The following is a 24,315-nucleotide window of genomic DNA, read 5'->3' as shown; positions in this document are numbered from 1 at the left end:
ATGAGCGCCGCCGATACCTGGGCCGAGTACGCGGAGATCGCGCCGCGCGAAGAGGCCCCGCCCGCAGAAGGACCGCCGCCGGTCATCGACCTGGACGAAATCCGACGTCAAGTCGAGGCGCGGGCCGAGACGTTCCGCGCTGCCGAGAAGCCCCAGGAACAACCCGGCCCGGCTGCGGTCCCTACGTTCCGCTTCGTGGGCCTGGACGAAATGTTGCGCGAGCCCCGGCCGCCTCAATGGCTCGTTCGCGGGTTTCTTGAGGCGGGGAATTTGGGCTGCCTTTTTGGCCCGAGCGGAAGCATGAAGTCCTTCGCCGCCATTGACCTGGGCTTGTGCATCGCCTCGGGCATGGCTTGGCACGGCAACGAAGTGCCCCGGCCCGGCCCGGTCTTCTACATCGCCGGAGAAGGCCTCTCGGGGCTGTCCAAGCGCATCCGGGCCTGGCTGATCGAGCACGACAAGGTTGACGATCGGTTGCCATTCTTTGTGGCCGCGCAGACCGTCCAGTTCCTCGACGCAGTATCAGCCGAGGCCGTGACCCTGGCCGTAGCCGCCCTGGCCGAGCAACACGGCGCGCCCGCCTTGGTGGTAATTGACACTTTGGCGCGGTGCTTCGGCCCCGGTGACGAAAATAGCACCTCGGACATGTCCCGCTTCATCGCGGCCATCGACCAACTCAAGGCCCGCCTCGGCTGTGCCGTGCTGCTGGTCCACCACTCCGGCTTGGCTGACAAGGATCGTTCGCGCGGATCGTCCGCCCTGCGGGCTGCCCTCGATTGGGAATTTCGTCTTGAAGCGCGGGACGAAACGCGCGTCTTGCACTGCACAAAGAGCAAGGACCACCCCGAGCCGCCCGACCTCGCATTCGAGCCCGAGGACGTGGGCTGCTCCTGGGCCGACCCCGAAACGGGGCGCGAAATCACATCCGTGGTCCTTCGGCGCGTCGAGGCTCCCGGCAAGAGGCCCAAGGGCCTGACGGGGGCGAAGTCCAGGGCCATGGACGCCCTGCGGACGTGCTGCGAGGTCGATGGCTGGGCGCACATCGAGATTTGGCGGGAGGCCGCCTACCGCAACGGGATCACCCCGTCAGACGACCAAAGCGCCAAGCGGAAGGCTTTCGGCCGGGCTGTGGCTGGCCTCCTCGAATCCGGGCATGTCGAGACGGAATCTGACCGCTACTGGCCTGCGGGACAGCGGGACAAAGCGGGACATGTCCCGCACCTGTCCCCATGTCCCGAGCGGGACATAACGGGACACACCCCTAAAGGGGTGTCCCGGTTGTCCCGCCCAGGGGAGTCCGACGCATGAACTTGCTGGATATGATCCCTGCCGGGCTGAAACACGTCGCCGGAACCTCGAACGGCGAGTGGGCAGGCCCTTGCCCATTCTGCGGAGGACGCGACCGGTTCCGCATCTGGCCGGACCACCCGAGCGGCGATGCTGGAGGGCGGTTCTTCTGCCGAGGCTGCGGTAAGGCCGGTGACGGCATCGCCTTCCTGCGGGAGCGCGACGGCCTTTCCTACGCCCAGGCCTGCACCGCGCTACGCGTCGAGCCACGGACACGGACGGGACAAGCCGGACATGTCCCGCCTGTCCGCCGGACCTGGGAACCGAAGCCCGCGACCGTGCCGCCCTCCACCTGGCAGGACCGTGCCGCCCGTTTCGCCGCCGAGTGCGCCGCCCACCTGCCGCCCGGTTCCGAGGGCTTGGCCTACGCCACAAGCCGTGGCCTGACAGCCGAGACAGTGCGCCGCCTGACCATCGGCTGGAACCCCGCCGACCGGTTCGAGGATCGCGAAGCCTGGGGGCTGCCGCCGGAGATCAACCCCAAGACGGGCAAGCCCCGCAAAGTCTGGCTTCCTGCCGGGATGACCCTCCCGAGCCGCCGCAAGTCCGGCCTCGTTGCCCTGAAGGTCCGCCGGGCCGCCTGGACGCCCGAAGACGAGCGGCCGAAGTATGTCGCCGTCGCGGGAAGTGCGCCCGGCCTGGCTCTCGGCTCCACCGGCCTGCCCGTGGTCGTGGTCGAGTCCGAGCTTGACGCCGTGCTTGTCTGGCAGGAGGCCTGCGACCTCGCCGGGACTCTCGCCCTCGGGACCGCGACCGGAAAGCCCGACGCCGATATGACCGCCTACCTTCGCGCCGCGCCGCTGGTCCTCGTGGCCCTGGACTTCGACGATGCAGGCCGGGCCGCATGGCCATGGTGGGCCGAGAACCTTCCCCAGGCCCGCCCCTGGCCGGTGCCGCAGGGCAAAGACGTGGGCGACCTCGCCGGAACACCTGCCCTTGTTCGAGCATGGATCAAGGCCGGATTGATCGAAACTTCGCGCCAGGATGAAGCAGGAGACGTTTTCGAGGCCAAGCCCGACACAACCCCCGCGCCGAAGGAAAAAACGCAGCCAGCGCCCCGCCTGCGGCCAAGGTCCAAATGGCTTTGCCCCGACCTGTGCCCCTGCGGAAGCGCGCTTTTTCGAGTGCGGCGCGGGGGCTCGAATTTCTGCGCGGCCTGTCTTCGAGAAGCGGCATGAGCAAGGAGTTTTTGTCATGAAAAAACCCACCGGAACCAAGGCCCCGCGCGGGAATCCCGCCGGACACCCCCCGCGCCGCCCGCGACTGAAGAGCCTGGAGGACGTGAGACGCTACCTCGCCAGCCTGGTCCATGAAACCAGGGAGGGGAAGGTGGACGCCGGTTTGGCAACCAAACTCGGCTATCTGCTCAACCTGCTTTCGGGTTGCATCAAGGACGGCGACATTGAAGCCCGCCTCGCTCGACTCGAAGAACAAGCAAGGGAGAACCCATGAGACGCATTCTCACCCGGCGCATTGTTGACTTGGAGCGCGCGGTAGAGTCCCGCAGGCCGGTGCAGCCTACCGTCGTCATAATCCGCCACCTCGACGGCACGGCCAGCGTGGGCGGTCAGGCCTACGCCAGCGAGTCCGAGGCCCGCGACGCGAACCCGAGCCCGTCCGGCCTGCACGTCGTGGTTCAAACCGCGTGCCGCCGACGCCCTGAACCGGCCCCAGGCCCGGAGGCAGCATGAACCTGCTCAACCGTGTTCAGCGCCTCGAAGCAGCCAACCGTGCCCGGCGTCATCAGCCCTTGTGGATCGTTAACGGCGACGACCTAGCCGGGGCCGAGTCCTGCCGAGGCGAGACATTCACCCGCGACCCCGGCGAAACCGAGCGTCAGTTCGTCGGCCGCGTTGAACGCTCGACGACCTCGCCGCTCATCATTGGCCAGCCCGCAAACCTCAACCCCGGCGACGCGCCGGACGCCGCATAACGGAGACCCACCATGAAAGTCCTGAACGAACGCGACACGCTTTTCATCACCGAGACTGCGTTCTCGCCCATCAACGGCGAGGCCTTGGAGCACGAACTTGAAGCCCACGTTGCCCGCCTGCACGCTGACGCGGCCGACCTCGAACAACGCCTCGCGGCCATCGACAACGACAAAAATCTTTCCGATGAAGGAAAAAATGCAAGGAAGACGGAGCTTTACGCCGAGAAGGCCGCGTTTCTCGATGCGGCCGAGGCGGAATTCACGAAGAACATCTCCGACCGCTCGGGCAACATGGCCAACGCCCTCAACGCCGCTGCGTCCCGTGCCGCGACCGCCGCGAGCACCGGCGACAAAGCGGCCGATGAAGTCCGCGCCGGGGAAATTCGACGCTGGTTCGCCGAGCAAGATCCCGCCTTCCGCGAAAACCGCCTGAGCGAGGCCCTGGCCCAGGGCGATTTCGAGCTTCTGAACGCCATTATCCGCGCCCCGCGCTGCCTCGGGCTGGCCTCCGAGAGCCTGCGCCAGTCCGTTGAACGTCGCCTCGCCGCTCGGATCGACCCCACGAGCGCCGCCACGGCCGACGACCTCCGCGCGCTGGCCAACGTCATGAATCACAACTTCACCCGTGCTCGCAAGGCGTTGGCTCCGTTGGAGGCCATCGCGCGTCAGACTGCCCCGGCGCGGTTCGATCCGGTCCATCGAGTGTCCAAGGGACTCTAGCCCTCCCCGCTGTCCTGTTCTGGACGGTTCCGGGGCGGCTCTCGAAAGGGGCCGCCCTTTTTCGCGCAGAAACGGCCCTCTGCTGCGTCTTCCCAGGCTCGCCCACGCCCTTTGTCGGGCCGAGGCCTGAAAATGCGTCAGACGGGCAGCCAGGGCTTCGGGGCGAGGTCGTTTCGGTCGGGGTCTGGCTGCCGGATGCGGTTCAGCTACCACTTCGAGGGGAAAATAGGCCCGAGAGCGGGGCCATACTCCCACTTCCGGGATATGCGCACCATAACTAGCGATATGTAAACTTCGGACTCCCACCCGGCCCCCACTTCCAAGGGCCGGAATCTCCCAGTTTTCATCCTATCGCGCCTGCAACCTCCGGTCAATCGCCCGGCTCTTTCCCGTCCGGCCCATCCCGCGCAGGCTCGCCCGACATAATCCGCCGCACCGTCTCCTGCGCGGCCTTCACCTCGGCCGAATCCGGCGGCATGGGCGGCATGGTGTCGGTGAACAGATGCGCGTTGGCCTTGGCCCAGGCGATCTTTGCCAAGCGGGTTGGCGTCATGCGCGCCATGTTGGCTTCAATCATGCGGTCAAGGTCATCCATTTTCTTCTCGTCGGCCACTTTCCTACCCCCGCAGGCGTTGAAGTTCCTCGATGCCGTCCGACATGGACTTGTGTTGCACGCCGGTCACGGCCACGAACCATTCAAGCCCGTCATCGGTCTGGCCCCAATGCTCGATTATCAGCCAGGCCGGGGCCTTGAGCGTGAACCGGTTGAATCCGGACTTGTCGTGGAGGATGTACCCGGTCGGGAACGACTTCACGATGGCCTTGTCGAGCGTCATGCGCGCCACCTCCATTTCAGGGCGTAGAAAATACTACCACGACCGGGCCAGCCGCGCAGCAAAAATCATCGTGCGAGGGGCGTTCCATAGAGCCCTACCCGTTCAACCTGGGGGCAACTTTGGGGGCAACATGCGAAATCGCCAATCATCATTTGTCATCTATATCGAAATGATAGGCGCATGGTGCGATTGACGCCGCCCCACCAAATTTCTTTCATGAAACGCCAAAAGGCGGAGATTGCTCTCCGCCTTTTTTCGTTAGCGCGCATCGCCTTCTGTAGGCGACTGCTGCGGCAAGCCTACAAGAATGTTGAACAACTGCTGGCAGACGGTTCGCATACGCAGCCTGCTCAAAAAACGCGGCAGATGGCGCTTGGCGCAGCCTGCTACACGGCGAAGCGCAGGGACAGGCAGGTCAACCCGCCGTCCATCTTCTGCGTCTCGCTCATGTCCAGTTCGATCACCCTTAGCCCCAGGCCGTCTATCAAGGCGCGTACGCCCGGAAATCCCGTCGGCGTGATCAAGGCGTCGTTCACGAGCAGCGTGTTGGCGGCGTATTCCTCCCCTTGCGGGGTCACCAGCAGGTCGTACCCGGCCAGCACGTCCAGACCCGCAAAATCCGGCGTCACCAGAAGCGTTTTCCCGCCCACGTGGTTCACGCCGGACTTGAAGTGCAGCCCCTTCTCCACGGGCACGGCGTCAACCGTATAGCCGTGGGCTCCAACTATTTCCGCGAACTGGCGGACTCCCTCGGCGTTGGTCCGCTCGGAGAGACCGACGAAGAAACGCCGGTCAACGAGCAGCACGTCTCCGCCGTCCATGAAGCCTGGGGACTCGATGCGCGCCAGCGGCTTGTAGCGCCCAAGGACCGGCGCGACGCTGGTCTGCTCGCCGTTGCGCGCGGGAGCGCCGGGGTTGGTGATGACGGCCACCTCGGGCGTGACTACGGCCACGTCTTCCACGAAATGGGCGTCGGGAAAAGCGTCCTCGGGCGGCAGGGTGATGACCGTCAGGCCAAGACCGCGCAACGCCTCGACGTATGCGTCGTGCTGGCGCAGCATCAGGCCATGGTCGGGTGCGCCGAGGCGGCTCGACGTCGTAAGGCCCGAGGCGAAATTTTCGCAGGGAACGCGGACGAGAGCGTGGCTGAACATGCGGGCGGGCTCCAAGGTTCCGGTTGATGGAAGGCCCGCGTTGTAGCCGCGCCCGGCACAGGCTGTAAACCCCTTCGGTCGCCCGTTTTTCCTCCTGGCTTCCTGCCGTGTGACCAAGCTCTCTGTTCACTCTCGGCCCGGAAACCCTCGCGTCAGCAGCAGGAAAAGGCGTCCTTGACCAGGACGGCGTTCCGGAAGGCCTCGTTCTCGGCGAACTTGCGGCAGAACTGTCGCATGCGCGCATCCGACGCCTTGACCGGGAAGAGCTTGCGCGCCGGTTCGGCCCTCAGGTCCATGAAGGGCTTCCCGCGGTGGCGAATCTCGATCACCGGACGCGGATCGTCGTCTCCGGCCACGGACTTGAAAAACGTGAATTCGCCGAAAACCGCAAACGGCTCCTGCTCCATGATCGCGTCCTCCCTCTCTGCATCCATGCCGTTTCTCCCAGGCCAGCGACACGGGCTTGCTGACCGCGAAGCCGCATTCGCCGTCCCGTCTAACACGTTCGGCCCGCCTTGTCCGCCACCGGTTCAAAGTCCTCTGCCATACGGGTCCGCAATCTGCCAATGAAACACGCACAAGGCATGCGATCCCGTCCCCCAGGGAGACGCCAGACCGACAACGTGTGCAATCAAGTCCGACGCTTGCGAAAACTCCCTGAAACACTCGTCAGATATAATGCTCGCACATAAAGAATATTGTGTGGCGAGAATTTTACCATATGACTATCTTGACTATCAATCTTTATTTCCCTATTCCCTCCGTGAACGGCGTGTGAATCGGAAATGAGTCCCGGCACGCCGCAAAGGAGTCGGAAATGATCGGCCGTTTCGCTTCGCTCGGAGAATACCGCGATCTCTTGCCCCGGCGCGACCTGGCGCTGTGCCTGCTCGGCGGGCTTTTGGCCCTGGCCTCGCTCGGATCGGAATATTCGGCCTCCCTCGCCCCGGCGACCGTGTGGCTGGCCCTCGTCTCCTTCGCCATCAACGGCCTGCCCATCATCAAAGGCGCGGCCGAAGGGCTGCTCGAACGGCGCATCAACGTGGACGAACTGGTCAGCTTGGCGCTCGTGGCCTGCCTGATCCAGGGCGAATTCCTGACCGCCGCGGGCGTTGCCTTCATCATGAAGCTCGGGGCCATCGTGGAAGGCATGGTCAGCGACTCGGCCCGGCGCTCCATCCGCGATCTCGTGGCCGTGGCCCCGGAGAAGGCCCGCAGGCTTTCCGGCGAGGACGAGGACGAGGTGCCCATGGAGGCCGTGCGGCCTGGCGACAGGCTCCGGGTCAGGCCGGGCGACCGCGTACCCGTGGACGGAGTAATCCTTTCGGGACGCGGCGCGCTCGACGAGTCGTCCATCACGGGCGAGTCCCTGCCCGTGGACAAGTGCGCGGGCGACGAGGTCTTCGCGGGCACGCTCAACCACAACGGCGTGCTGGTGGTCGAAGCGCGCAAAGTGGGCGAGGAAACCATGCTCGGCCGCGTGGTGCGCCTGGTGGAGGAGGCCGAGGCGCACAAGCCGCAAGCCACCCGCTTCATCGACCGTTTCGTGGTCTGGTTCACGCCGCTGGTGCTCTTCATCGCCGCCTTGGCCTGGGCGCTCTCGGGCGAGGCGAACCGGGCCGTGGCCGTGCTCATCGCGGGCTGTCCCTGCGCGTTGATCATGGCCGCGCCCACGGCCACCGTGGCCGCCGTGGGCAGGCTTTCGCGCGCGGGCGTGCTGGTCAAGGGCGGCCGCCACCTGGAAGCCGCGGCCTCGGTGGATGCCGTGTTCTTCGACAAGACCGGAACCCTGACCGAGGGCCGCCCCAAGGTCGAGGAGATCATCCCCGCCGAGGGCTTCGGCGAAGCGGACGTTTTGGCCCTTGCAGCCTGCGTGGAGGCCGACTGCGGACATCCTCTGGCCGTGGCCGTCATGGACGCCGCGCGCGAACGGGGAGTAGCCGTGCAGCGTGCCCGCGACGTCGTCCAGGAAACGGGTGCGGGCGTGCGGGGACTCCTCGACGGCTCCCGGATCGAGGTCGGCGGCGCTGCCATCACGGGCGACGAATCGGCGCTGCCCGCGTCGTTGCGTCACACGCTCGACAGCATTCGCGAACGCGGCGCGACACCGCTCGTGGTGCTGCGCGACGGCACGCCTGTAGGCATCCTCAGCGTGCGCGACACGCCGCGCGCCGAAGCCCCGGCTGCGCTTTCGGCCCTGCGCGACGAAGGCATCTCGCGCCTGACCATGCTCTCGGGCGACCACGAGCGGGCCGCCCAGGCAGTGGCCGCACACGTCGGCATAGAGGAAGTCCACGCCGGTCTCACGCCCGAAGGCAAGCTCTCGGTTCTCTCGGATACGCGCGAACAGGGCCGCAGGGTCATGTTCGTGGGCGACGGGGTGAACGACGCCCCTGCCCTGGCGCGGGCGGACGTGGGCGTGGCCATGGGCGGACTTGGCGCGCACGTGGCGCTCGAAAGCGCGGACATCGCCCTGGTGCGCGACGACATCTCCACCCTGCCCTTCCTCATCCGGCTCTCGCGCCGGGCCCTGGCGCTCATGAAGATCAACGCGGGCCTGGGCATCGCCTTCAACGCCCTTGCCATGTGGGGCGGGGGCGCGGGTTTTCTCAGCCCGCTACAGGCGTCGCTGGCCCACAACATCGGCTCGGTGATCGTGGTCCTCTCGGCGGCCTCGCTCGCCTTTGCCCGCGATCAGGGCGTAACCCGCTCACGGCCCTTGCCTGAAAGCGCGGCCTGCGCTAGGAGCGATGCATGAGCGACCTGCCCCGCCTGACCCACGCCATCGTGGAGTTCTACGAGAAGCTTTCCTCCTGGGAACACTGCGTGGTGCGCGGCAAGGGGCTGACCCTGCCCCAGATGCACACCATCGAAATCCTGGGCGCGCATGGCCCCATGCGCATGAAGGAACTGGCCGAAAAGATGGGCGTGACCACCGGTACCCTGACCATGCAGGTGGATCGGCTCGAATCGCGCGGCCTGGCCCGGCGGGTGCCGCACGAACGCGATCGCCGCTCCTGGCTCGTGGAACTGACAGCCAAGGGCCTGAAATCATTTGAGGAACATGACACGCTACACATGCGTCTGACCGAGGAGATCACCGCGAGCCTCACACCCGAAGAGCGCGCCCAACTGATCGCCGCGCTCGAAAAGATGAACGGCTGTTTTTAGCCCGTCCTGAAAAGCACGTTTGCCCGAAACGTTGTTCAGACCGCCCCCCAGGGCACTGTCTGCTGCGTTGCCTCCCCTTGCCTTTCTCCACTCGTCCTGCGATGAAAGATATGCGGATTCGTCCCGATCTTGCGCCAATTCATACCGGACCGGCGCGCCGGAGACGATCCGGGGAGGCGACATGCCGCCGCACGATTTTCGCTGCAAACGATGCGGGCACTGCTGCACGGGTCTCGACGACTCGTTTCGCAACACGGCCAGCCGAGACGACGTGCGTCGATGGATCACGGCCGGACGCTGGGATATAATGCGCTACTCGCAACCGTTGCTCGAAGAGGACGGCGAGGGACGCTCCCGTCTGGTCGGCTACCGCATTTGGATAGACCCAGCGACCGGGCTCTGGTGCGAGGACGGCTGCCCCTGGTTCAGCCGCGTGGACGGGCTGGCTGGCTGCGACATCCGCGATCTGCGGCCGGACTACTGCCGCGACTTCCCGACCACGCGGGAACATGCGGACTCCGTAGGGTGTCCGGGATTTTGGATCTAAGCGACAAAAAGACGGCTGATACTAGCCCGGCAAAAGCCGGTCGCGCGTCAGAATTTCGGCTCTTCCTCGCGCACGATCTGTATGGCAGCGTTGCTCTTGACCTTGCCCGGAGTGACATAGAACTTCTTGATGCCCTCCACCTCGGCTTCGAGCGTGTCGTCGTCGTCCGTATCCAAGAGCAGGATGTCGCCCTCCTCCAAGTTCAAAAGCTGACGGCCCGTGATGGACGTCATGCCGAGCCGGACAACCATCTCCACATAGATCTGCATCAATTGTTCGCGGAAACGATTGTGCCAGGCATGGTCAACTTCCAGTCGCTCGGATTGGAAGGAGGCGTGCAGCTTGGAGCGGATGGGTTCGAGCATGGCGTAAGGCAGGCAGCAGATGAGCGAGCCGATGGCGTTTTCGAGCTCCACCTCGTAAGTGATGACCATGACCACGTCCGAAGGCGGAACTATGGCCGCGAACTGCGGGTTGACCTCGGAACGGATCAACTCGATGTGCACTTCGTGCACAGGGTTCCAGGCCTCTTCCATGTTCGAGAGGCATATTTTGACCACGCGGTCGATGAGACCCTGCTCGATGGCCGTGAAGTCGCGGCCCTCGACCTTGGGCTGCCCCCCGGACCCGCCCAGAAAGTTCTCCACCAGGGAGAAGACGAGTCGCGAGTCCACGATAAGCAAGCCGTTGCCACGTAGCGGGTCCATCTTGAAGATGTTGATGCTCGTGGGCACAGGCAGCGAGCGCATGAAGTCGCCGAACTTGGACATGTCCAGCGAGATGGGGTTCACGTCCACGCGCTTGCGCATGGCCGTGACCATGGAGTTCGTGAACAGGCGGGCAAAGCGGTCGTTGACGATCTCCATGACCGGCATGCGGCCACGGATGATACGGTCCTGGTTGGAAAGATCAAAGGAGACGACCCCGGAATCTTCTTCCGGGACGTCGGACTCAGTTTCGACCTCACCGCCGGTAAGCCCCCGAAGCAGGGCGTCGACTTCGTCTTGCTGGAGAATTTTGCCCATTCACGCGCTCCAGGCGACAATTGCCGCCATTTGGTGTTCCTAGCACGATCCGACGGCGGCGAAAAGGGCGCACCACTGCCGTCGCCCAGGATTTCTATCAAGAATCGTTCCATCCACGATCTCAATCGACTCGCAAGGCCCCTTCTCCCCGGCTGCCAAGGCCTTGCGCCTTGACTTCCCCGTGACCTTCCTCCAATAGTTACGTTTTCAATTATTCACGGCGGTCCGGGAGGCCGGATTGCCGTTCACACGGAGGCGTTCCCCACCCCATGAGCGACTACAAGACCACCTTGTGCCTGCCCAAGACCACCTTTCCCATGAAGGCCGACCTCAAACAGAACGAGCCAAAAATGCTCGCCTTCTGGGAAAAGAACGACATCTACGCCCACATGGTAGCGGCCAACGAAGGCAAGGAGCGCTACGTGCTGCACGACGGCCCTCCTTACGCCAACGGGCACATCCACATGGGCACGGCCATGAACAAGGTGCTCAAGGACATCATCGTCAAGTCGCGCAACATGATGGGGCTCAAGGCCGAATACGTGCCCGGCTGGGACTGCCACGGTCTGCCCATCGAACACAAGGTGGCTCAGGAACTGAAGGAAAAGGGCAAGACCGACGTGCCCACGCTCACGGTGCGCCGCATCTGCCGCGACTACGCCCGCAAGTGGCTCGACGTGCAGCGCAAGGAGTTCAAGCGCCTGGGCGTGTTCGGCGTGTGGGACAAGCCCTACATGACCATGGACCCGGCCTACGAGGCGGCCACGGCGCGCGAACTGGGGCGCTTCATCCAAAGCGGCGCGGTGGTGCGCGGCAAGAAGCCCATCTACTGGTGCCTGGACTGCGAGACCGCCCTGGCCGAAGCCGAGGTCGAATACGGCGACCACACCTCGCCCTCCATCTTCGTGCGCTTCCCCCTGAATGACGGGAAGCTCGCCGAAATCTTTCCCGGCGCGGACGTCTCCAAGGCCCATGCGGTCATTTGGACCACTACCCCCTGGACCCTGCCCGGCAACGTGGCCGTGGCCGTGCATCCCGACCTCGAATACGTCCTCGTGCGCGCGGACGGGGCCGACCACCTGCTGGCCAAGGGATTGCTCGAAACCTGCGCCGCGATCTTCGGCTGGAAGGAGTACGAGATCGTGGGCGAGGCCACGGGCGCGGCCCTGGAGGGGCTCACGGCCCGCCATCCCTTTATCGACCGCACCTCGCCCGTCGTCATCGCCGACTACGTGACCCTGGAACAGGGCTCGGGCCTGGTGCACACCGCGCCCGGCCACGGCCGCGAGGACTACGAGACCGGCATGCGCTACGGTCTCGACGTCATCTCTCCCCTGGACGACCAAGGCCGCTTCCTGCAAAGCGTGCCGGAATTCGCCGGGCTGACCGTCTTCGAGGCCAACCCCAAGGTCATCGAGACGCTCAAGGCTCGGGGCCTTTTGCTGGCCCAAAAGAGCGTGGCCCACTCCTACCCGCACTGCTGGCGGTGCAAAAAGCCCGTCATCTTCCGGGCCACCACGCAGTGGTTCGTCTCCATGGATAAGACCGGCCTGCGTAAGGCCGCGCTTGACTCCATCATGAATGAAGTGCGCTGGATTCCGGCCTGGGGCCGCGAGCGCATCCATTCAATGATCGAGAACAGGCCCGACTGGTGCATCTCGCGCCAGCGCACCTGGGGCGTGCCCATCGTAGCCCTGTTGTGCAAGGGCTGTGATCATGCCTACATGGACCCGGACTGGGTCTTCTCCGTGGTGGACCGTTTCGCCACGCACGAGCGCGGCTGCGACTACTGGTTCGAGGCGCCCGTGGAGGAGGTCGCGCCCGCGGACCTCGCCTGCCCCGAGTGCGGCGGCAAGGAGTGGACCAAGGAGGACGACATCCTCGACGTCTGGTTCGACTCGGGCACGTCCTTCGCCGCCGTGGTCGAGCAGCGCCCCGAGTGCCGTTTCCCGGCCGATCTATACCTCGAAGGCACGGACCAGCATCGCGGCTGGTTCCACAGTTCCCTCCTGGCCAGCGTAGGCACGCGTGGCGCAGCCCCCTACAAGGCCGTGCTCACCCACGGCTACGTCGTGGACGGCGACGGCCGCAAGATGTCCAAATCGCTTGGCAACGTCATCGCCCCGCAGGAGATCATCGACAAGAACGGGGCGGAAATCCTGCGCATGTGGGTCTCGGCGGTCAACTATCAGGACGACGTGCGCATCTCCGACGACATCCTCTCGCGCCTGGTGGACGGCTATCGCCGCATCCGCAACACCTGCCGCTTCCTGCTCGGCAACCTGGCCGACTTCTCACCCGAGAAGGCCGTGCCTTTCGCCCAGATGCAGCCCCTGGACCGCTACGCCCTGGACAACCTGCGCGCGAGCCACGAGCGCGTGCGCGAGGCCTATGAGTCGTTCCAGTTCCACAAGGTCTTCCACACGCTCCTCGACCTGTGCGTGTCGGATCTCTCCGCCTTCTACCTGGACATCGTCAAGGACCGCCTCTACACCGCCGGCCAGGATTCGCTCGCGCGGCGCTCGGCCCAGACCGTGCTCTGGAAGGCGCTCATGTCCCTGACCACGAACATGGCCCCCATCCTCTCCTTCACGGCCGAGGAGGTCTTCCAGCACCTGCCCGAGGCCATCAAGCCGCGGGGCGTCACGGTCTTCGAACAGCGCTTCGACTTCCTGCCCGAGGAGCGGCTCGACACGGCCGAACGAGCGGCCTTCGAGAGCTTCATCGCCCTGCGCGAGGAGGTCAACCGGGCCATCGAGCCGCTGCGCAAGGCCGGTGAGATCGGCCACTCCTTGGACACCGCCGTGACCATCCATGCCCCGGCCAAGACCGTCGCCGGGGTGAAGTCCTCGGGCCTTGATCTGCGGGAGTTCCTCATCGTCTCCGAGGCCGGGGTCACCGACGCCCCCGCGCCCGAGGACGCGAGCGCCAGCGCCGAGGCCCCTGAGGGCGTATCCGTGGTCGTGCGCAAGGCCGAGGGCGAAAAATGCGAACGCTGCTGGGTCTACAGCCCCGAACTGGGCACCATCGCGGATCACCCGCGCATCTGCCCGCGCTGCTCTGCCGTGGTCGGCTCCGGAGCCCCTGGCTAGAGCCATGCGCAAACGCTTCAAGACCGCCGGCCTCCTTGCCCTGGGCGTTCTGGTCCTCGACCAGATCACCAAGGCGCTGGTCCTGGAGAACATTCAACCCTGGGAGCGGATCACCGTGATCCCGGGTTTCTTCGATCTGGTCAACGTGGCCAATCGGGGCGCGGCCTTCGGTTTCCTGAACCGTCCGGACCTCGCCTGGCCGAGCATGGTCTTCGGGGCAGTGTCGATCCTTGCCGCCGGCCTCATACTTTGGATGCTTTACACCGCGCGGGACGACGAACGCGTCTATGTCGCCTCGCTCGGGCTCGTGCTCGGCGGGGCCATGGGCAACCTGATCGACCGGCTGCGCTTCGGCTTCGTCGTGGATTTCGTCGACCTGTACGTCGGCGACTGGCACTGGCCTGCCTTCAATGTCGCCGATGCGGCCATCTGCGTGGGCGCGGCAGGTCTGGTCTGGCACGTCCTGACAGACGGACGGCGGCGAAAGGATTCCTGATCATCCGCCCGACCGCCGTTTCTCCACACCGCCCAGGACGTCCTTGCCACTTGCCCTCGATGGCAAAAGGCATTACCCCCTTTCGGCAGACCGGATACATTCGAGCCGGCCGAACGATCAAACAGACGGAAACCGCATGACTATTCTCGGAGTCACCATGCCCATGCAGGCATGGTACGGCATCATCGGCGTGGTCGGCGTCTTCGTGGCCATGACCTGGTGGTCGCTGCGCGACGCCTTTGCCCGGGAGTTCGCATCCACCAACGAAAAGATGTTGTGGATCCAACTCGTCACCATCATCCCCTTTCTTGGCGTTCTGGCCTACATTGCAATCGGCCGGAAGCGCGGGAGGAAAAACGCATGACGACTTGCACACGCGGGCCGATAGGCCTTGGACTTTGTATCCTGCTGCTCGCGGCCCCCGGCTGCGTGGTCAGCAAATCAGAAGTCCAAACCCTTCAATCCCAAGTATACATGCAAGGCAGGCGTATCGACGAAATGCGCGACAAGCTCGATGAAATGGACAGCCAGCTTGCGGCGCTGTCCGAGGTGCGCACGAGCCAGGCCAACATGCATGCCGAAATCGAGGAATTGAAATCGCGCCTTTCGGCCATCCAGGGCGACGTGCAGACCATCACCCATCATGGCGGCCCCAGGGACACCCAGGCCGCCATCACCCAACTCCGTGAAGAGGTGGATGCCATCCGCCTTGCGCTCTCCACCCAGCTTGCCCTGGATATCGAGGGACTCGACGCCGCTTCGACGCCCAAAACCGCGTCTGATGGCGCGGCCGTGGACGAACCGCAAAAACCCCTGGACACCTCTCCCGAGGCACAGGCCAAGACGCTCTACGACAAGGCCTTGGATCAGTTCAAAAGCCGCGAATACGCGCGCGCCCAATCACTGTGGGCTGAATTCGTCACGGCCTATCCCAAACATTCCCTGGTCGCCAACGCGCTGTTCTGGCAGGGCGAGGCATTCTACCAGATGCAGGACTACTCACGGGCTGTGCTGGCGTACGAAGAGGTCATCGCCAAGCATCCCAAAAGCAGCAAATACCCCTCCGCGTTGCTCAAGCAAGGCATGTCTTTCTACCGACTTGGCAACCAGAAGGCTGGCAAGCTCGTGCTTGACGACCTCATCAAGCAATTCCCCAATTCTGCCGAAGCCCGTAGGGCCAAAGGCATCATCGAAGAGAACAGGTAGCCGCCGAGCCCAAACCCTCCGGCACGCCCCCTGCATGGAACGCAACGACATGAACGCAACCTATCGCAAAATCGTCTATCTGACTTTTCCTCCCGGCCAATCGAGCCAGCCGGTGGTCTGTAATCTGGCGCGCAATTTCGATCTGGTTTTTAATATCCTCAAGGCCCAGATCACCCCTCGTCAGGAAGGATTCATGACCCTCGAAATCATGGGGACCGAGGAGGGATACCGCAAGGGCACGGATTATCTGCACAACCAAGGCATCAAAGTCACGCCCGTGGCCCAAAAGATATCGCGGGACGAGGAGTCTTGCCTGCATTGCGGCATGTGTACCGCCCTGTGCACGACCAAGGCCTTGGCGGTCGATCCCCAAAGCCGCACCGTGGTCTTCGATGCGGAGAAATGCTCGGGCTGCGGCTTGTGCGTCAAGGTCTGCCCGGTGCGGGCCATGGAAGTGGACATGGAAAACGGGGCACTCCAGTAGGAGCGCCCAGGAGGCGCGCATGGGAGACGAGAAGAGGACCTTTTCCCGCGTCGAGACCGGCGTCAGGGTCTATATGCGGCGTGTGCCCGAAGATTCGGGATTCGCCACGGGCTTCGACTGTCCCGGCTGCGACACCGACACCAGCGACGCGCTGAAGAAGTCCAATCTCCCCGAAGGAGTCACGGACTTTCTCCTGGACCTCAACCGCAAGCTGGACATTCTCATCAGCCTCAGTTCCCGCAAGATGATCCAGGACGACTATCCCATCCAAGGGTCGGTCTCCGAGATCAGCGGGGCTGGGGTCAAATGCCACGCCCGCGAACGCTTCTCGCCCGGCGACCACGTCGAGATCGTGCTCGTCCTGAGTGCCTTTCCGCTACGCATGGCCAGCGCCATCGCCAAGGTGGTGCGCCTGGAGCGGGGCGGGAAAGATCCTGTATGGGCCATGGAATTCACTCGCGTCCGCGACCCCGACCTGGAGCAGATCGTCCAGTTCGTGTTCAAGGAACAACGCGCCCGCATCCGCGAACAAAAATGGGCCGACCGCTAACCTCCATCCCCGCACGCCATGGACGCCAACGAAAAATTCATCGCTACCCTTCTGGACAAGGTTTCCGACCGCATCGCCGCCGACCTGCGCCACTCCGTGGCGCTTTCCGTGGAGAAAGAGATCCAGAAAAACATCTCTCGCATGCTCCTCGAAGGCGAATTCTTCCGCCATCTCTCCACCGATCTACAGGACGGACTGAAGCGCATCTACAAGGAGATCAACACCGCCACGCGCCAGGATGGCGCAGCGGCTCCTGTCCAGGCCACACGCGAGCGCACGGGCGAGCTGCTGCACGAGACCTCGGATCAGCTCGACCAGATCCTGACAACCACGGAAGAGGCCACGGTCCAGATCATGGACATCGTGGAGCGGCAGATGGAGACGCAGGCCGCCATGGCCGAGAAGCTCGCCGGACTTTTGGACGGCGAGCCCCGCCCCGACGCTCTGGCCGAGGTGGCTGCAGCCAACGAAGTACTGGGACAGGACCTGATGACCATCATGACCGCCCTCTCCTTCCAGGATCTGACCGGGCAGCGCATCAAGCGGGTCATCGCGGCCGTGAAGCAGATCGAAAGCATCACCTTTGACCTCTTCGTCAGCACGGGACTGAAGATCAAAGCCAAGGAGCAGAATCCCGAAAAGGACATGGTGCAGCTCGACGCCGAAGCCAGGCAGCGCGTGTCCACGCTCAAGGGACCGCAAAACGAAAGCAGCCAGGCCGACGTGGACGACCTCATGGCCCAGCTCGGCCTGGAGTAGCGCCGCCGTCACGTCGTGCGCCGTCATCCGAAGGCGTCACACGGTCAGCCGCAGCGGCAGGGATTCACACGCGTCAGCGCGCGATGAGGAAGACCTGGGCCAGCCCCAGAAAGAAAAAGAAACCCAGCGAGTCCGTGAGCGTCGTCAGGAAAATGCTCGACGCCTGGGCAGGATCCCGGCCTAACTTCTTGAGGATCAACGGAATCCCCGCCCCCGCCAGCGAACCGACGAGCATGTCGAGCAGAAGCGCCGTGGCCATGACACAAGCGAGCAGGCCCTTACCCGTCAGCAGGAAGACCGCCGCAAGCGCGATCAACGAGACGAAGATACCGTTCACTAGCCCGATCTTGATCTCACGGAAGACCGCGTACCAGCATTTCTTGCGGTCGAGTTTGTCCACGGCCATTTGCCGGATCATGACCGCCAGCGCTTGCTGTCCGGTATTGCCTGCCTGGTTGGCCACCATGGGCATGAGCACCGCCAGAATGGCCATCTCGGCGATCGAGCCCTCGAAAAGATGCACCACATAGGCGGCCACGGCGGAGTTGAGCATGTTGACGAAGAGCCAGGGAAGGCGCTTTCGGATGGAATAGGTCCATGGGCTGTCCACGGTTTCGTCCGAGCCCGCGCCCACCATCTTCTGCATGTCTTCAGTGGCTTCCTCGTGGATGATGTCGATGACGTCGTCGTAAGTGACAACGCCAAGCAGCCTGTCCTCGTAATCAACCACGGGAATGCCCAAAAAGCTGTACTTCGAGATGAGGTGGGCCACCTCCTCTCTATCCACGTCAAAAGTCACGGAGACCAACACCTGGTTCTTGGCCATGTCCATGAGCATTTCCCCGGCCGGGGCCAAGAGCAGGTCGCGCATGGACAAAACGCCCGTAAGCCGCTCCTGGGCGTCCACCAGGTAGGCGTAGTACGGAACTTCCTTGTCCTTGATCTCGGTGCGAATGACCTGGATGGCCTGATCCGCGGTCAGGCGCTCGTCCAGGATGACGATCTCGGTGTTCATGACGCCACCCGCGGTGTCCGGGTCGTATGTCATGAGGTTGCGGATCTCGGCTGCGTCCTCCTTGGGCACGCGGCCGAGGATGTTCAAGGCGTGCTCGTCCTTAAGCTCTTCCAGGATGTCCGCCGCATCGTCGGGCGACATCTCGGACACAAGCGCGGCCGCATGACGTGGGTCCAGACGCTCAAGAAGCTCGACTCGCTCGTGGCGCTCCATCTCGGCCACGGAATCGGCCGCGTCCCCAGGGGCCATGGACCGGATGATGCGCAGCTGGTCCTCGAATTCAAGCTCTTCAAGGCGCAAGGCGATGTCCGCCGGATGCTCTTCCTCGATGGCGCGCGCCGCGCCTTCGGAGGAAGGAGGCGTGAGGTCGCGCTGCTCTTGGGAATCCTGATGTTCACTTTCCTGCATTGCGGCGTGGTATCCCATCTCCTCAGGGCAGTCAAAGCGCCCATGGTTGCTTGACGCGCTCCAATGCCTGGGCTATTTTTTCTGCCCCATGTTTTGTGGGGGACAAAGCCAAGATACTGACAGGCGCATGTCACAATCCCTTTTCGACGCTTTCTTCCAAGGGCGCGCACGCGCCTTTCTCTTGCGCTCCATCACGGCCGCCCTGGACGAGGATGGCCCGGACCTGACCAGCAAGGCGCTCTTCGTCTCGGGCGAATTGCTCGCAGCCGAAATCGTCGCCAAGGAACGCCTGATCATCGCGGGCCTGCCGATCCTTCCCCTGGTACTCGATGTCCTGGGCAACGCCTGCGACAACGACTTCCGCGTGCGTCTGGAAGCCAACGACGGCGATGTCGCACGCCCGGGGCAGCGTCTGGCATTGATCGAAGGTCCAGCCGCGCCGCTTCTCAAAGCGGAACGGGTGATGCTCAACTTCCTGTGCCACTTGAGCGGCATCGCCAGCCTCACCCGGCGCTACGTGGATGCACTCGGCGAATCCCCCACCCGGCTTCTGGACACCCGGAAGACCACGCCGGGTCTGCGCCACGCCGAAAAGTACGCCGTGCGCGTGGGCGGCGCGCTGAATCATCGCCTGGATCTTTCCGAGATGCTGATGCTCAAAGACACCCACCTCGATCGAGCCGGGAGCATCCGCGAGGCCGTGGCCACCCTGCGCAAGGCGTATTCCCCCTGTCCGCCCGTGATCGTGGAATGCCGCACCCCAGACGAGGTGCGAGAGGCCGTTGCGGCCGGAGCCGATCAGGTGCTCCTCGACAACATGGACCCCCAGACCATTTCAACCGCCCTTGCCGTGACGCCCCCAGGCGTGCGCACGGAGATAAGCGGCGGAGTCTCCCTCGACAACATCGGAGTCCTCGGCGGGCTCGGCGCGGACTTCATCTCCGTGGGACGCCTCACCCATTCGGCTCCGGCTTCAGACATAAGCATGCGCGTGGTGCGCGAGAGCAAACAGGAGCGCTATCGATGAGCGACATGGAGACTGAACTCAGCGCGGCCCAGCGGATCGCCCAGGTGCGGGACGTGCTGGGGTCGCGGCTGACCATCATGGCCCATCACTACCAAAACGACAACGTGGTGCGGCACGCGGACGTGGTCGGCGACTCCCTGGAACTCGCACGGCGCATTCCAGACCTGAAGACCGAGTTCATCATGTTCTGCGGCGTCTATTTCATGGCCGAAACCGCCGCGATCCTGGCGCGGCATTTCCAGAAAGTCCGCATTCCCGACCTCGACGCCGACTGCATAATGGCCGCCATGGCCCCGGCCTCGCGGGTGCGCGCCCTGCTGGCCCATCTCGCCTCAACCGGAAAGCGCGTCGTACCGCTGACCTACGTCAACTCCTCGGCCGCCGTGAAGGCTGTGGTGGGTGAACTCGGCGGCGCGGTCTGCACCTCGGCCAACGCCGAGGCCATGACGCGCTGGGCGCTCGAACAAGGTGACGCTGTCTGCTTCCTGCCGGACAAGAACCTGGCCATGAACGTCGCCGACAGGCTCAGGCTTCCCGAAAACGAGCGTCTGTTGCTCGACGTACGCGGCGACGGCCGCAACGTGGACATGAAAGCGGCCGCCAATGTCAGACTCTTCGTCTGGCCCGGCATGTGCGCCATCCACCACCGCATGCGGCCCGAGCATGTCGAGGCCGCGCGGCGCGATCATCCCGGCTGCCTGGTCGTGGTCCACCCCGAATGCCGCCCCGAGGTGGTCCGCATGTGCGACGCAGCAGGCTCCACACGGCGCATCATCGAGTTTTGCGAACAGGCCCCGCAGGGTTCGACCATCTTCGTCGGCACCGAGATCAACCTCGTCAAACGCTTGGCCGCTCTCCACGCGCCCGGCAAGCGTATCGTGCCGCTGATCGAAAGCGCCTGCGAAAACATGGGGAAGATCACCGAGGAAAAGCTCGCCTTCTGCCTGGAGAAACTTTTGACCTCCTGCAAGGTCAGTGTGCCCGAAGATCAGGCCAAGCTCGCCAAACTGGCGGTGGATCGCATGCTGGAGGCCGGAGCGTGAGCAGCCGCCGCACCTTCTCGGTGCTGGTCATCGGCGCCGGCATCGCCGGGGCGACATGCGCCCTGACCCTGGCCGATCTCGGCGTCGAAGTGGTCCTGCTCACGGCTGCGAACAGCGTTATCGACAACAACACCGCCCTTGCCCAAGGCGGCATCGTCTACAAAAACGGCGAGGGCGACGAGCAGGCCCTGATCCGCGACGTGATGACCGCCGGATGGCGGCACAACAACGCACGGGCCGTCCGCTTCATGGCCAAAAGGGGTCCCGCCGCCGTCGAAGATGTCCTGCTTCACCGCGCCCCGGTGCCTTTTCACCGCACACCTGACGGCGAACTGGCCCTGACGCGCGAAGGCGGCCATTCGCGGCAGCGCATCCTGCATTGCGCCGACTTCACGGGCAAGGCGATCATGGAATCCCTTGCCGCCGCGATCCAAGCCTCGCCCAACATAACCGTGCTCACCGGCCGCACGGCCATCGACCTCGTGACCACGCACCACCACTGCCGCCATCTCGACTACCGCTACTCGCTCGAAAATCGGTGCGCCGGGGCCTATGTGCTCGACGCGGCCAGCGGGCAGGTGGAGACCTTGCTGGCTGACATGACCGTGCTGGCCACGGGCGGCGCGGGGCAGATATATCTGCACACCACGAATACCGAAGAGTCAATTGGCTCGGGTCTGGCCATGGCCTACCGCGCCGGGGCCTGGACCATGAACAGCGAGTTCATCCAATTCCACCCCACGGCGCTTTTCCAGAAGGCCAAACGCCGCTTCCTCATCTCCGAAGCCGTGCGCGGCGAGGGTGCGAGGCTCGTCAACGCGGACGGCGAGGCCTTCATGCCCCGTTACGACTCCAGGGCGGACCTGGCCCCGCGCGACATCGTCACCCGGGCGATCATGGATGAAATGCTGCGCACTGGGCACCCGTGCGTTTATCTCGACGCGGCGAATTACGTGAACATGGACATGACCAAGCGTTTTCCGACCATCCACGCCCGCTGTCTCGAAATCGGCATCGACATGACGCGCCAGCCAATCCCTGTGGTTCCTGCCGCCCACTACTCCTGCGGCGGGGTGCTCACGGACGAACGCGGCCGTACCACGCTCAAGCGACTTTACGCGGTGGGCGAATGCGCCTGCACGGGCGTGCACGGAGCAAACCGGCTGGCCAGCACCTCATTGCTCGAAGGCGTCCTGTGGGGGCGCGAATGCGGCCAGGAAATCGCCCGCGCGCTCTCGCACACCAAGCGCATGCCTCCCAAGCTGGCGGATTCCATCCCCGACTGGGACAGTCCCGGCAACAACCGCAACGAGGACCCCGCGCTCATCGCGCAGGACTGGGCCGCACTGCGACACACTATGTGGAATTACGTCGGCATCGCCCGCTCCACGGCTCGGCTCAAACGTGCGGTCACCGACATCAACAACCAGTATCACCAGGTCCAGAAATTCTATCGCGAAACCCCCGTCTCCAAGGCTATCGTGGACCTTTTCCACGGTTGCCAGACATCCTACATCATCACCACTGCCGCCTTGCGCAACGTAAAGAGCCTGGGCTGCCACTATCGGGTGGAATGACAATGTTCCTGACGGCCCTCTCCCTGTCCAAAACCATTGCCAGCCTGCCTCACCGGCTGGAGGTGATCTTCGCCTTTGCCGGAGAACTCACGCGGCGGGGGCAGAGTTTGCGGGCCGCCCAAGCCCTGGACTGCGGGGCACGATTGATCCTGCTCTCCGAGAACCTACGCTCGCGCGTCTCCGAATCGCTGACCGGCTGGGCGCTCAAGCGCCCTACAGGCTCCATCAGCGAAGGCTGGATGACCGTGGACATCGGCCTGGACCTGGACCGCATCGTTTTCGGCGAAACGTATGCCGGACTGCACACACGGTTGTGCACTCCCACCCCTTCTCCGCTCGTCTCGGTCTGGCTGAACGCCGAAGCCGACCAACTCGCCCCCCGAGACATGGAAACGGCCGTGACCCAGGCGCGGGATAAATCCCAGGCTGGCATGCTCCTCTCCTGCGCAAAAATGCTCGCCCCCCAGGCCCGAATCGCCATCGCGGTCGGCCAGATGGATGCGGCCTTCACGGCCGTGACGCTCCTGTGTTCGATCTTCGACGAGATGACCTGGGAACGCGAGGAAAACGCCGAGCTCTCCGAAGTTTTGGGCATCTGCCTAGCCGGGCTGGTCGTCGCACACGAATCCTGATCCCGCGGGCCGCCAAGCTTCCCCCCTTCCTCCACCGCTGTGAAACTTTTTTCGCACAGGCGCGCATTCATCACTCATGAATTGGGCACCGCAGCCCTGTCGCTCCTGCGCTGCAAACGAAAAGGCGGGGAGGCATGCGCCTTCCCCGCCTTTAAGCGATCCATGTCGTCTGGTTGCAAGCCTGCTAAACGTCGCCCTCGGGGTTCGGCCGAAAACGCGGCTGCGGCTTTTCCTTACGTTCGAAGGACTCCAGACCGAAGGCCAGCAAGACGGGACTGGCGATGAAGATCGAGGAGTAGGTGCCGAAGAAGATGCCGATGAGCAAAGCCAGTGAGAAGTCGTGGATCACGCCGCCTCCGAAAAGAAAGAGGCAGGCGATGACCAGAAGCGTAGTTCCCGAGGTCAGGATCGTGCGCGAAAGGGTCTGGTTGATGCTCGCGTTCAGCATCTCGCCCAGGGTGGGCGCGCTCTTGGCGCGGATGTTCTCGCGGATGCGGTCGTAGACGATGATCGTGTCGTTCAGGGAATAACCTATGATCGTCAAAACGGCCGCGATGACCGTGAGATCGAACTCCTTGTTCAGAAGCGCGAAGATGCCCACGACCATCACGATGTCGTGCATGAGCGAAATGATGGCGCCAAGCGCGAAGTTCAGACGAAGCTTCCAGCACAGCACCAGGGTGATGACCAGCGCTCCCAGGATCATCGCGCCCATGGGCGCGCCAACCAGCTTGAGGACGTAGATGCCGCCCGCAAGTCCCAGAGCCATGAATCCGGCGGCGAACCAACGCTGCTCGAAACGGCCGGAAATATAGATGGCGATGAGCAGCGTGGCGTAGAAGAGCGCCTCCATGGCCTGGGAGCGCAGATCCGCTCCGACCTTGGGACCGACGCTTTCCAGTCGCTGGATTTCATAGGGGACGTCGGGAATGTTGGCCCCGAAGGCGGCGCTCAGGGCCTCGCGAACATCGCCGGAGGCGGTTTCCGAGCCGGTCATGCGCACGAGATACTCGCGATCCCCCTCCATGCCGAACCGCTGAACCGTAGCGCCGGGCAGCCCAGTGGCGGCCACGGCGTCATTGAGCGTGCTCAGGTCGATCTCTTTGTCGAATTTGACCTGAACGATCATGCCGCCCGCAAAATCGATGCCGTAGCGGGGCCCGCCGTCGATGGCCAGGGAGATCAATGAGAAGAGAATCAGGACCGCCGAGAAAATGAACGCAAAGCGGCGCTTTCCGATGAAATCCAGCGAGGTGCCTGGTTTGATGATCGTGAGTCCCATGCTGCGTCCTC

General features: G+C 64.0%; 27 protein-coding genes. 20 read left to right on the top strand and 7 right to left on the bottom strand.

Annotation, left to right across the window (positions count from 1 at the left end; genetic code table 11):
• The 6 genes from DSAT_RS15005 to DSAT_RS14125 are packed head-to-tail and all read left to right on the top strand — an operon-like array spanning window position 1 to window position 4,000.
• Window positions 1–1,308 carry an AAA family ATPase gene (locus DSAT_RS15005; RefSeq protein WP_020888219.1) on the top strand — a complete coding sequence of 436 codons (1,308 nt, stop codon included), beginning with the start codon at window positions 1–3 and terminating at the stop codon, window positions 1,306–1,308.
• Complete coding sequence (locus DSAT_RS14145; protein WP_020888218.1) at window positions 1,305–2,525, top strand: primase-helicase zinc-binding domain-containing protein; 1,221 nt, start codon at window positions 1,305–1,307, stop codon at window positions 2,523–2,525. Before DSAT_RS15005 ends, DSAT_RS14145 begins: the two co-directional genes overlap by 4 nt.
• A 16-nt stretch (window positions 2,526–2,541) precedes the next feature.
• On the top strand, window positions 2,542–2,799 hold the full coding sequence (locus tag DSAT_RS14140) for a hypothetical protein (protein ID WP_020888217.1): 258 nt from the start codon (window positions 2,542–2,544) through the stop codon (window positions 2,797–2,799).
• Entirely contained in the window at window positions 2,796–3,038 is a 243-nt protein-coding gene (locus tag DSAT_RS14135) for a hypothetical protein (RefSeq protein ID WP_020888216.1), read from the top strand. Before DSAT_RS14140 ends, DSAT_RS14135 begins: the two co-directional genes overlap by 4 nt.
• Window positions 3,035–3,280, top strand: coding sequence for a hypothetical protein (locus DSAT_RS14130; RefSeq protein ID WP_020888215.1), 246 nt, complete (start codon window positions 3,035–3,037; stop codon window positions 3,278–3,280). Before DSAT_RS14135 ends, DSAT_RS14130 begins: the two co-directional genes overlap by 4 nt.
• A gap of 12 nt (window positions 3,281–3,292) precedes the next feature.
• A complete protein-coding gene (locus DSAT_RS14125) occupies window positions 3,293–4,000 on the top strand; it encodes a hypothetical protein (RefSeq protein ID WP_020888214.1) in 708 nt (235 codons plus the stop codon).
• Between the two features lie 370 nt (window positions 4,001–4,370).
• Here DSAT_RS14125 and DSAT_RS14120 read toward each other — a convergent pair whose 3' ends face one another.
• The 4 genes from DSAT_RS14120 to DSAT_RS14105 all read right to left on the bottom strand — a co-directional run bounded on the left by DSAT_RS14120 (window position 4,371) and on the right by DSAT_RS14105 (window position 6,424).
• Window positions 4,371–4,613 carry a hypothetical protein gene (locus DSAT_RS14120; RefSeq protein WP_020888213.1) on the bottom strand — a complete coding sequence of 81 codons (243 nt, stop codon included), beginning with the start codon at window positions 4,611–4,613 and terminating at the stop codon, window positions 4,371–4,373.
• A gap of 4 nt (window positions 4,614–4,617) precedes the next feature.
• Window positions 4,618–4,836: a hypothetical protein gene (locus DSAT_RS14115; RefSeq protein ID WP_020888212.1), complete on the bottom strand. Its 219-nt coding sequence runs from the start codon at window positions 4,834–4,836 to the stop codon at window positions 4,618–4,620.
• A 386-nt stretch (window positions 4,837–5,222) separates the two neighbouring features.
• Window positions 5,223–5,990 (bottom strand): dimethylarginine dimethylaminohydrolase family protein, encoded by a 768-nt coding sequence (locus DSAT_RS14110; RefSeq protein ID WP_020888211.1) that lies wholly within the window; start codon window positions 5,988–5,990, stop codon window positions 5,223–5,225.
• A gap of 152 nt (window positions 5,991–6,142) precedes the next feature.
• The gene (locus DSAT_RS14105) at window positions 6,143–6,424 is read right to left on the bottom strand and encodes a hypothetical protein (RefSeq protein ID WP_040371371.1); all 282 of its coding nucleotides are present in this window, start codon (window positions 6,422–6,424) and stop codon (window positions 6,143–6,145) included.
• Window positions 6,425–6,807: 383 nt separating this feature from the next.
• On the opposite strand from DSAT_RS14105, the gene DSAT_RS14100 reads away from it, so the two are divergent.
• From DSAT_RS14100 to DSAT_RS14090, 3 genes are all read left to right on the top strand, one after another.
• Window positions 6,808–8,748 (top strand): heavy metal translocating P-type ATPase, encoded by a 1,941-nt coding sequence (locus tag DSAT_RS14100; protein WP_020888209.1) that lies wholly within the window; start codon window positions 6,808–6,810, stop codon window positions 8,746–8,748.
• Window positions 8,745–9,161, top strand: coding sequence for a MarR family winged helix-turn-helix transcriptional regulator (locus tag DSAT_RS14095; RefSeq protein WP_020888208.1), 417 nt, complete (start codon window positions 8,745–8,747; stop codon window positions 9,159–9,161). The genes DSAT_RS14100 and DSAT_RS14095 overlap by 4 nt, the downstream gene beginning before the upstream one ends.
• Window positions 9,162–9,342: 181 nt before the next feature.
• Window positions 9,343–9,708, top strand: coding sequence for a YkgJ family cysteine cluster protein (locus DSAT_RS14090; RefSeq protein ID WP_020888207.1), 366 nt, complete (start codon window positions 9,343–9,345; stop codon window positions 9,706–9,708).
• A gap of 47 nt (window positions 9,709–9,755) precedes the next feature.
• Here the strand turns inward: DSAT_RS14090 and fliM are convergent, their stop codons facing one another.
• Window positions 9,756–10,733, bottom strand: coding sequence for a flagellar motor switch protein FliM (gene fliM / locus DSAT_RS14085; RefSeq protein ID WP_020888206.1), 978 nt, complete (start codon window positions 10,731–10,733; stop codon window positions 9,756–9,758).
• Window positions 10,734–11,002: 269 nt separating this feature from the next.
• Here fliM and ileS point away from each other — a divergent pair, with 269 nt between their 5' ends.
• The 7 genes from ileS to DSAT_RS14050 all read left to right on the top strand — a co-directional run bounded on the left by ileS (window position 11,003) and on the right by DSAT_RS14050 (window position 17,320).
• Entirely contained in the window at window positions 11,003–13,825 is a 2,823-nt protein-coding gene (ileS, locus tag DSAT_RS14080) for an isoleucine--tRNA ligase (protein ID WP_020888205.1), read from the top strand.
• A 4-nt stretch (window positions 13,826–13,829) separates the two neighbouring features.
• Complete coding sequence (gene lspA, locus DSAT_RS14075; RefSeq protein ID WP_020888204.1) at window positions 13,830–14,321, top strand: signal peptidase II; 492 nt, start codon at window positions 13,830–13,832, stop codon at window positions 14,319–14,321.
• A 136-nt stretch (window positions 14,322–14,457) separates the two neighbouring features.
• Window positions 14,458–14,685, top strand: a complete 228-nt coding sequence (locus DSAT_RS14070) for a PLDc N-terminal domain-containing protein (RefSeq protein ID WP_020888203.1) — start codon at window positions 14,458–14,460, stop codon at window positions 14,683–14,685.
• Complete coding sequence (gene ybgF, locus DSAT_RS14065; RefSeq protein WP_020888202.1) at window positions 14,682–15,527, top strand: tol-pal system protein YbgF; 846 nt, start codon at window positions 14,682–14,684, stop codon at window positions 15,525–15,527. Before DSAT_RS14070 ends, ybgF begins: the two co-directional genes overlap by 4 nt.
• Window positions 15,528–15,576: 49 nt before the next feature.
• Window positions 15,577–16,011 (top strand): NIL domain-containing protein, encoded by a 435-nt coding sequence (locus DSAT_RS14060; protein WP_020888201.1) that lies wholly within the window; start codon window positions 15,577–15,579, stop codon window positions 16,009–16,011.
• Between the two features lie 19 nt (window positions 16,012–16,030).
• Window positions 16,031–16,561 carry a PilZ domain-containing protein gene (locus tag DSAT_RS14055; RefSeq protein ID WP_020888200.1) on the top strand — a complete coding sequence of 177 codons (531 nt, stop codon included), beginning with the start codon at window positions 16,031–16,033 and terminating at the stop codon, window positions 16,559–16,561.
• An 18-nt stretch (window positions 16,562–16,579) separates the two neighbouring features.
• Window positions 16,580–17,320, top strand: a complete 741-nt coding sequence (locus tag DSAT_RS14050) for a protein phosphatase CheZ (protein WP_020888199.1) — start codon at window positions 16,580–16,582, stop codon at window positions 17,318–17,320.
• A 73-nt stretch (window positions 17,321–17,393) separates the two neighbouring features.
• Here DSAT_RS14050 and mgtE read toward each other — a convergent pair whose 3' ends face one another.
• Complete coding sequence (gene mgtE, locus DSAT_RS14045; RefSeq protein ID WP_020888198.1) at window positions 17,394–18,743, bottom strand: magnesium transporter; 1,350 nt, start codon at window positions 18,741–18,743, stop codon at window positions 17,394–17,396.
• Window positions 18,744–18,870: 127 nt separating this feature from the next.
• Here mgtE and nadC point away from each other — a divergent pair, with 127 nt between their 5' ends.
• The 4 genes from nadC to DSAT_RS14025 are packed head-to-tail and all read left to right on the top strand — an operon-like array spanning window position 18,871 to window position 23,022.
• Window positions 18,871–19,770, top strand: a complete 900-nt coding sequence (nadC, locus tag DSAT_RS14040) for a carboxylating nicotinate-nucleotide diphosphorylase (RefSeq protein ID WP_020888197.1) — start codon at window positions 18,871–18,873, stop codon at window positions 19,768–19,770.
• Window positions 19,767–20,813 carry a quinolinate synthase gene (locus DSAT_RS14035; RefSeq protein WP_020888196.1) on the top strand — a complete coding sequence of 349 codons (1,047 nt, stop codon included), beginning with the start codon at window positions 19,767–19,769 and terminating at the stop codon, window positions 20,811–20,813. Before nadC ends, DSAT_RS14035 begins: the two co-directional genes overlap by 4 nt.
• Complete coding sequence (gene nadB, locus DSAT_RS14030; protein ID WP_020888195.1) at window positions 20,810–22,390, top strand: L-aspartate oxidase; 1,581 nt, start codon at window positions 20,810–20,812, stop codon at window positions 22,388–22,390. The genes DSAT_RS14035 and nadB overlap by 4 nt, the downstream gene beginning before the upstream one ends.
• 2 nt (window positions 22,391–22,392) lie before the next feature.
• Window positions 22,393–23,022 (top strand): hypothetical protein, encoded by a 630-nt coding sequence (locus DSAT_RS14025; RefSeq protein ID WP_040371365.1) that lies wholly within the window; start codon window positions 22,393–22,395, stop codon window positions 23,020–23,022.
• Between the two features lie 184 nt (window positions 23,023–23,206).
• Here DSAT_RS14025 and secF read toward each other — a convergent pair whose 3' ends face one another.
• Window positions 23,207–24,304, bottom strand: coding sequence for a protein translocase subunit SecF (secF, locus tag DSAT_RS14020; RefSeq protein ID WP_020888193.1), 1,098 nt, complete (start codon window positions 24,302–24,304; stop codon window positions 23,207–23,209).
• Between the last annotated feature and the right edge of the window lie 11 nt (window positions 24,305–24,315).

The sequence above is a fragment of the Alkalidesulfovibrio alkalitolerans DSM 16529 genome (assembly GCF_000422245.1).
Lineage (GTDB): Bacteria > Desulfobacterota > Desulfovibrionia > Desulfovibrionales > Desulfovibrionaceae > Alkalidesulfovibrio > Alkalidesulfovibrio alkalitolerans.
This window is presented reverse-complemented; position numbering and strand designations above follow the sequence as displayed.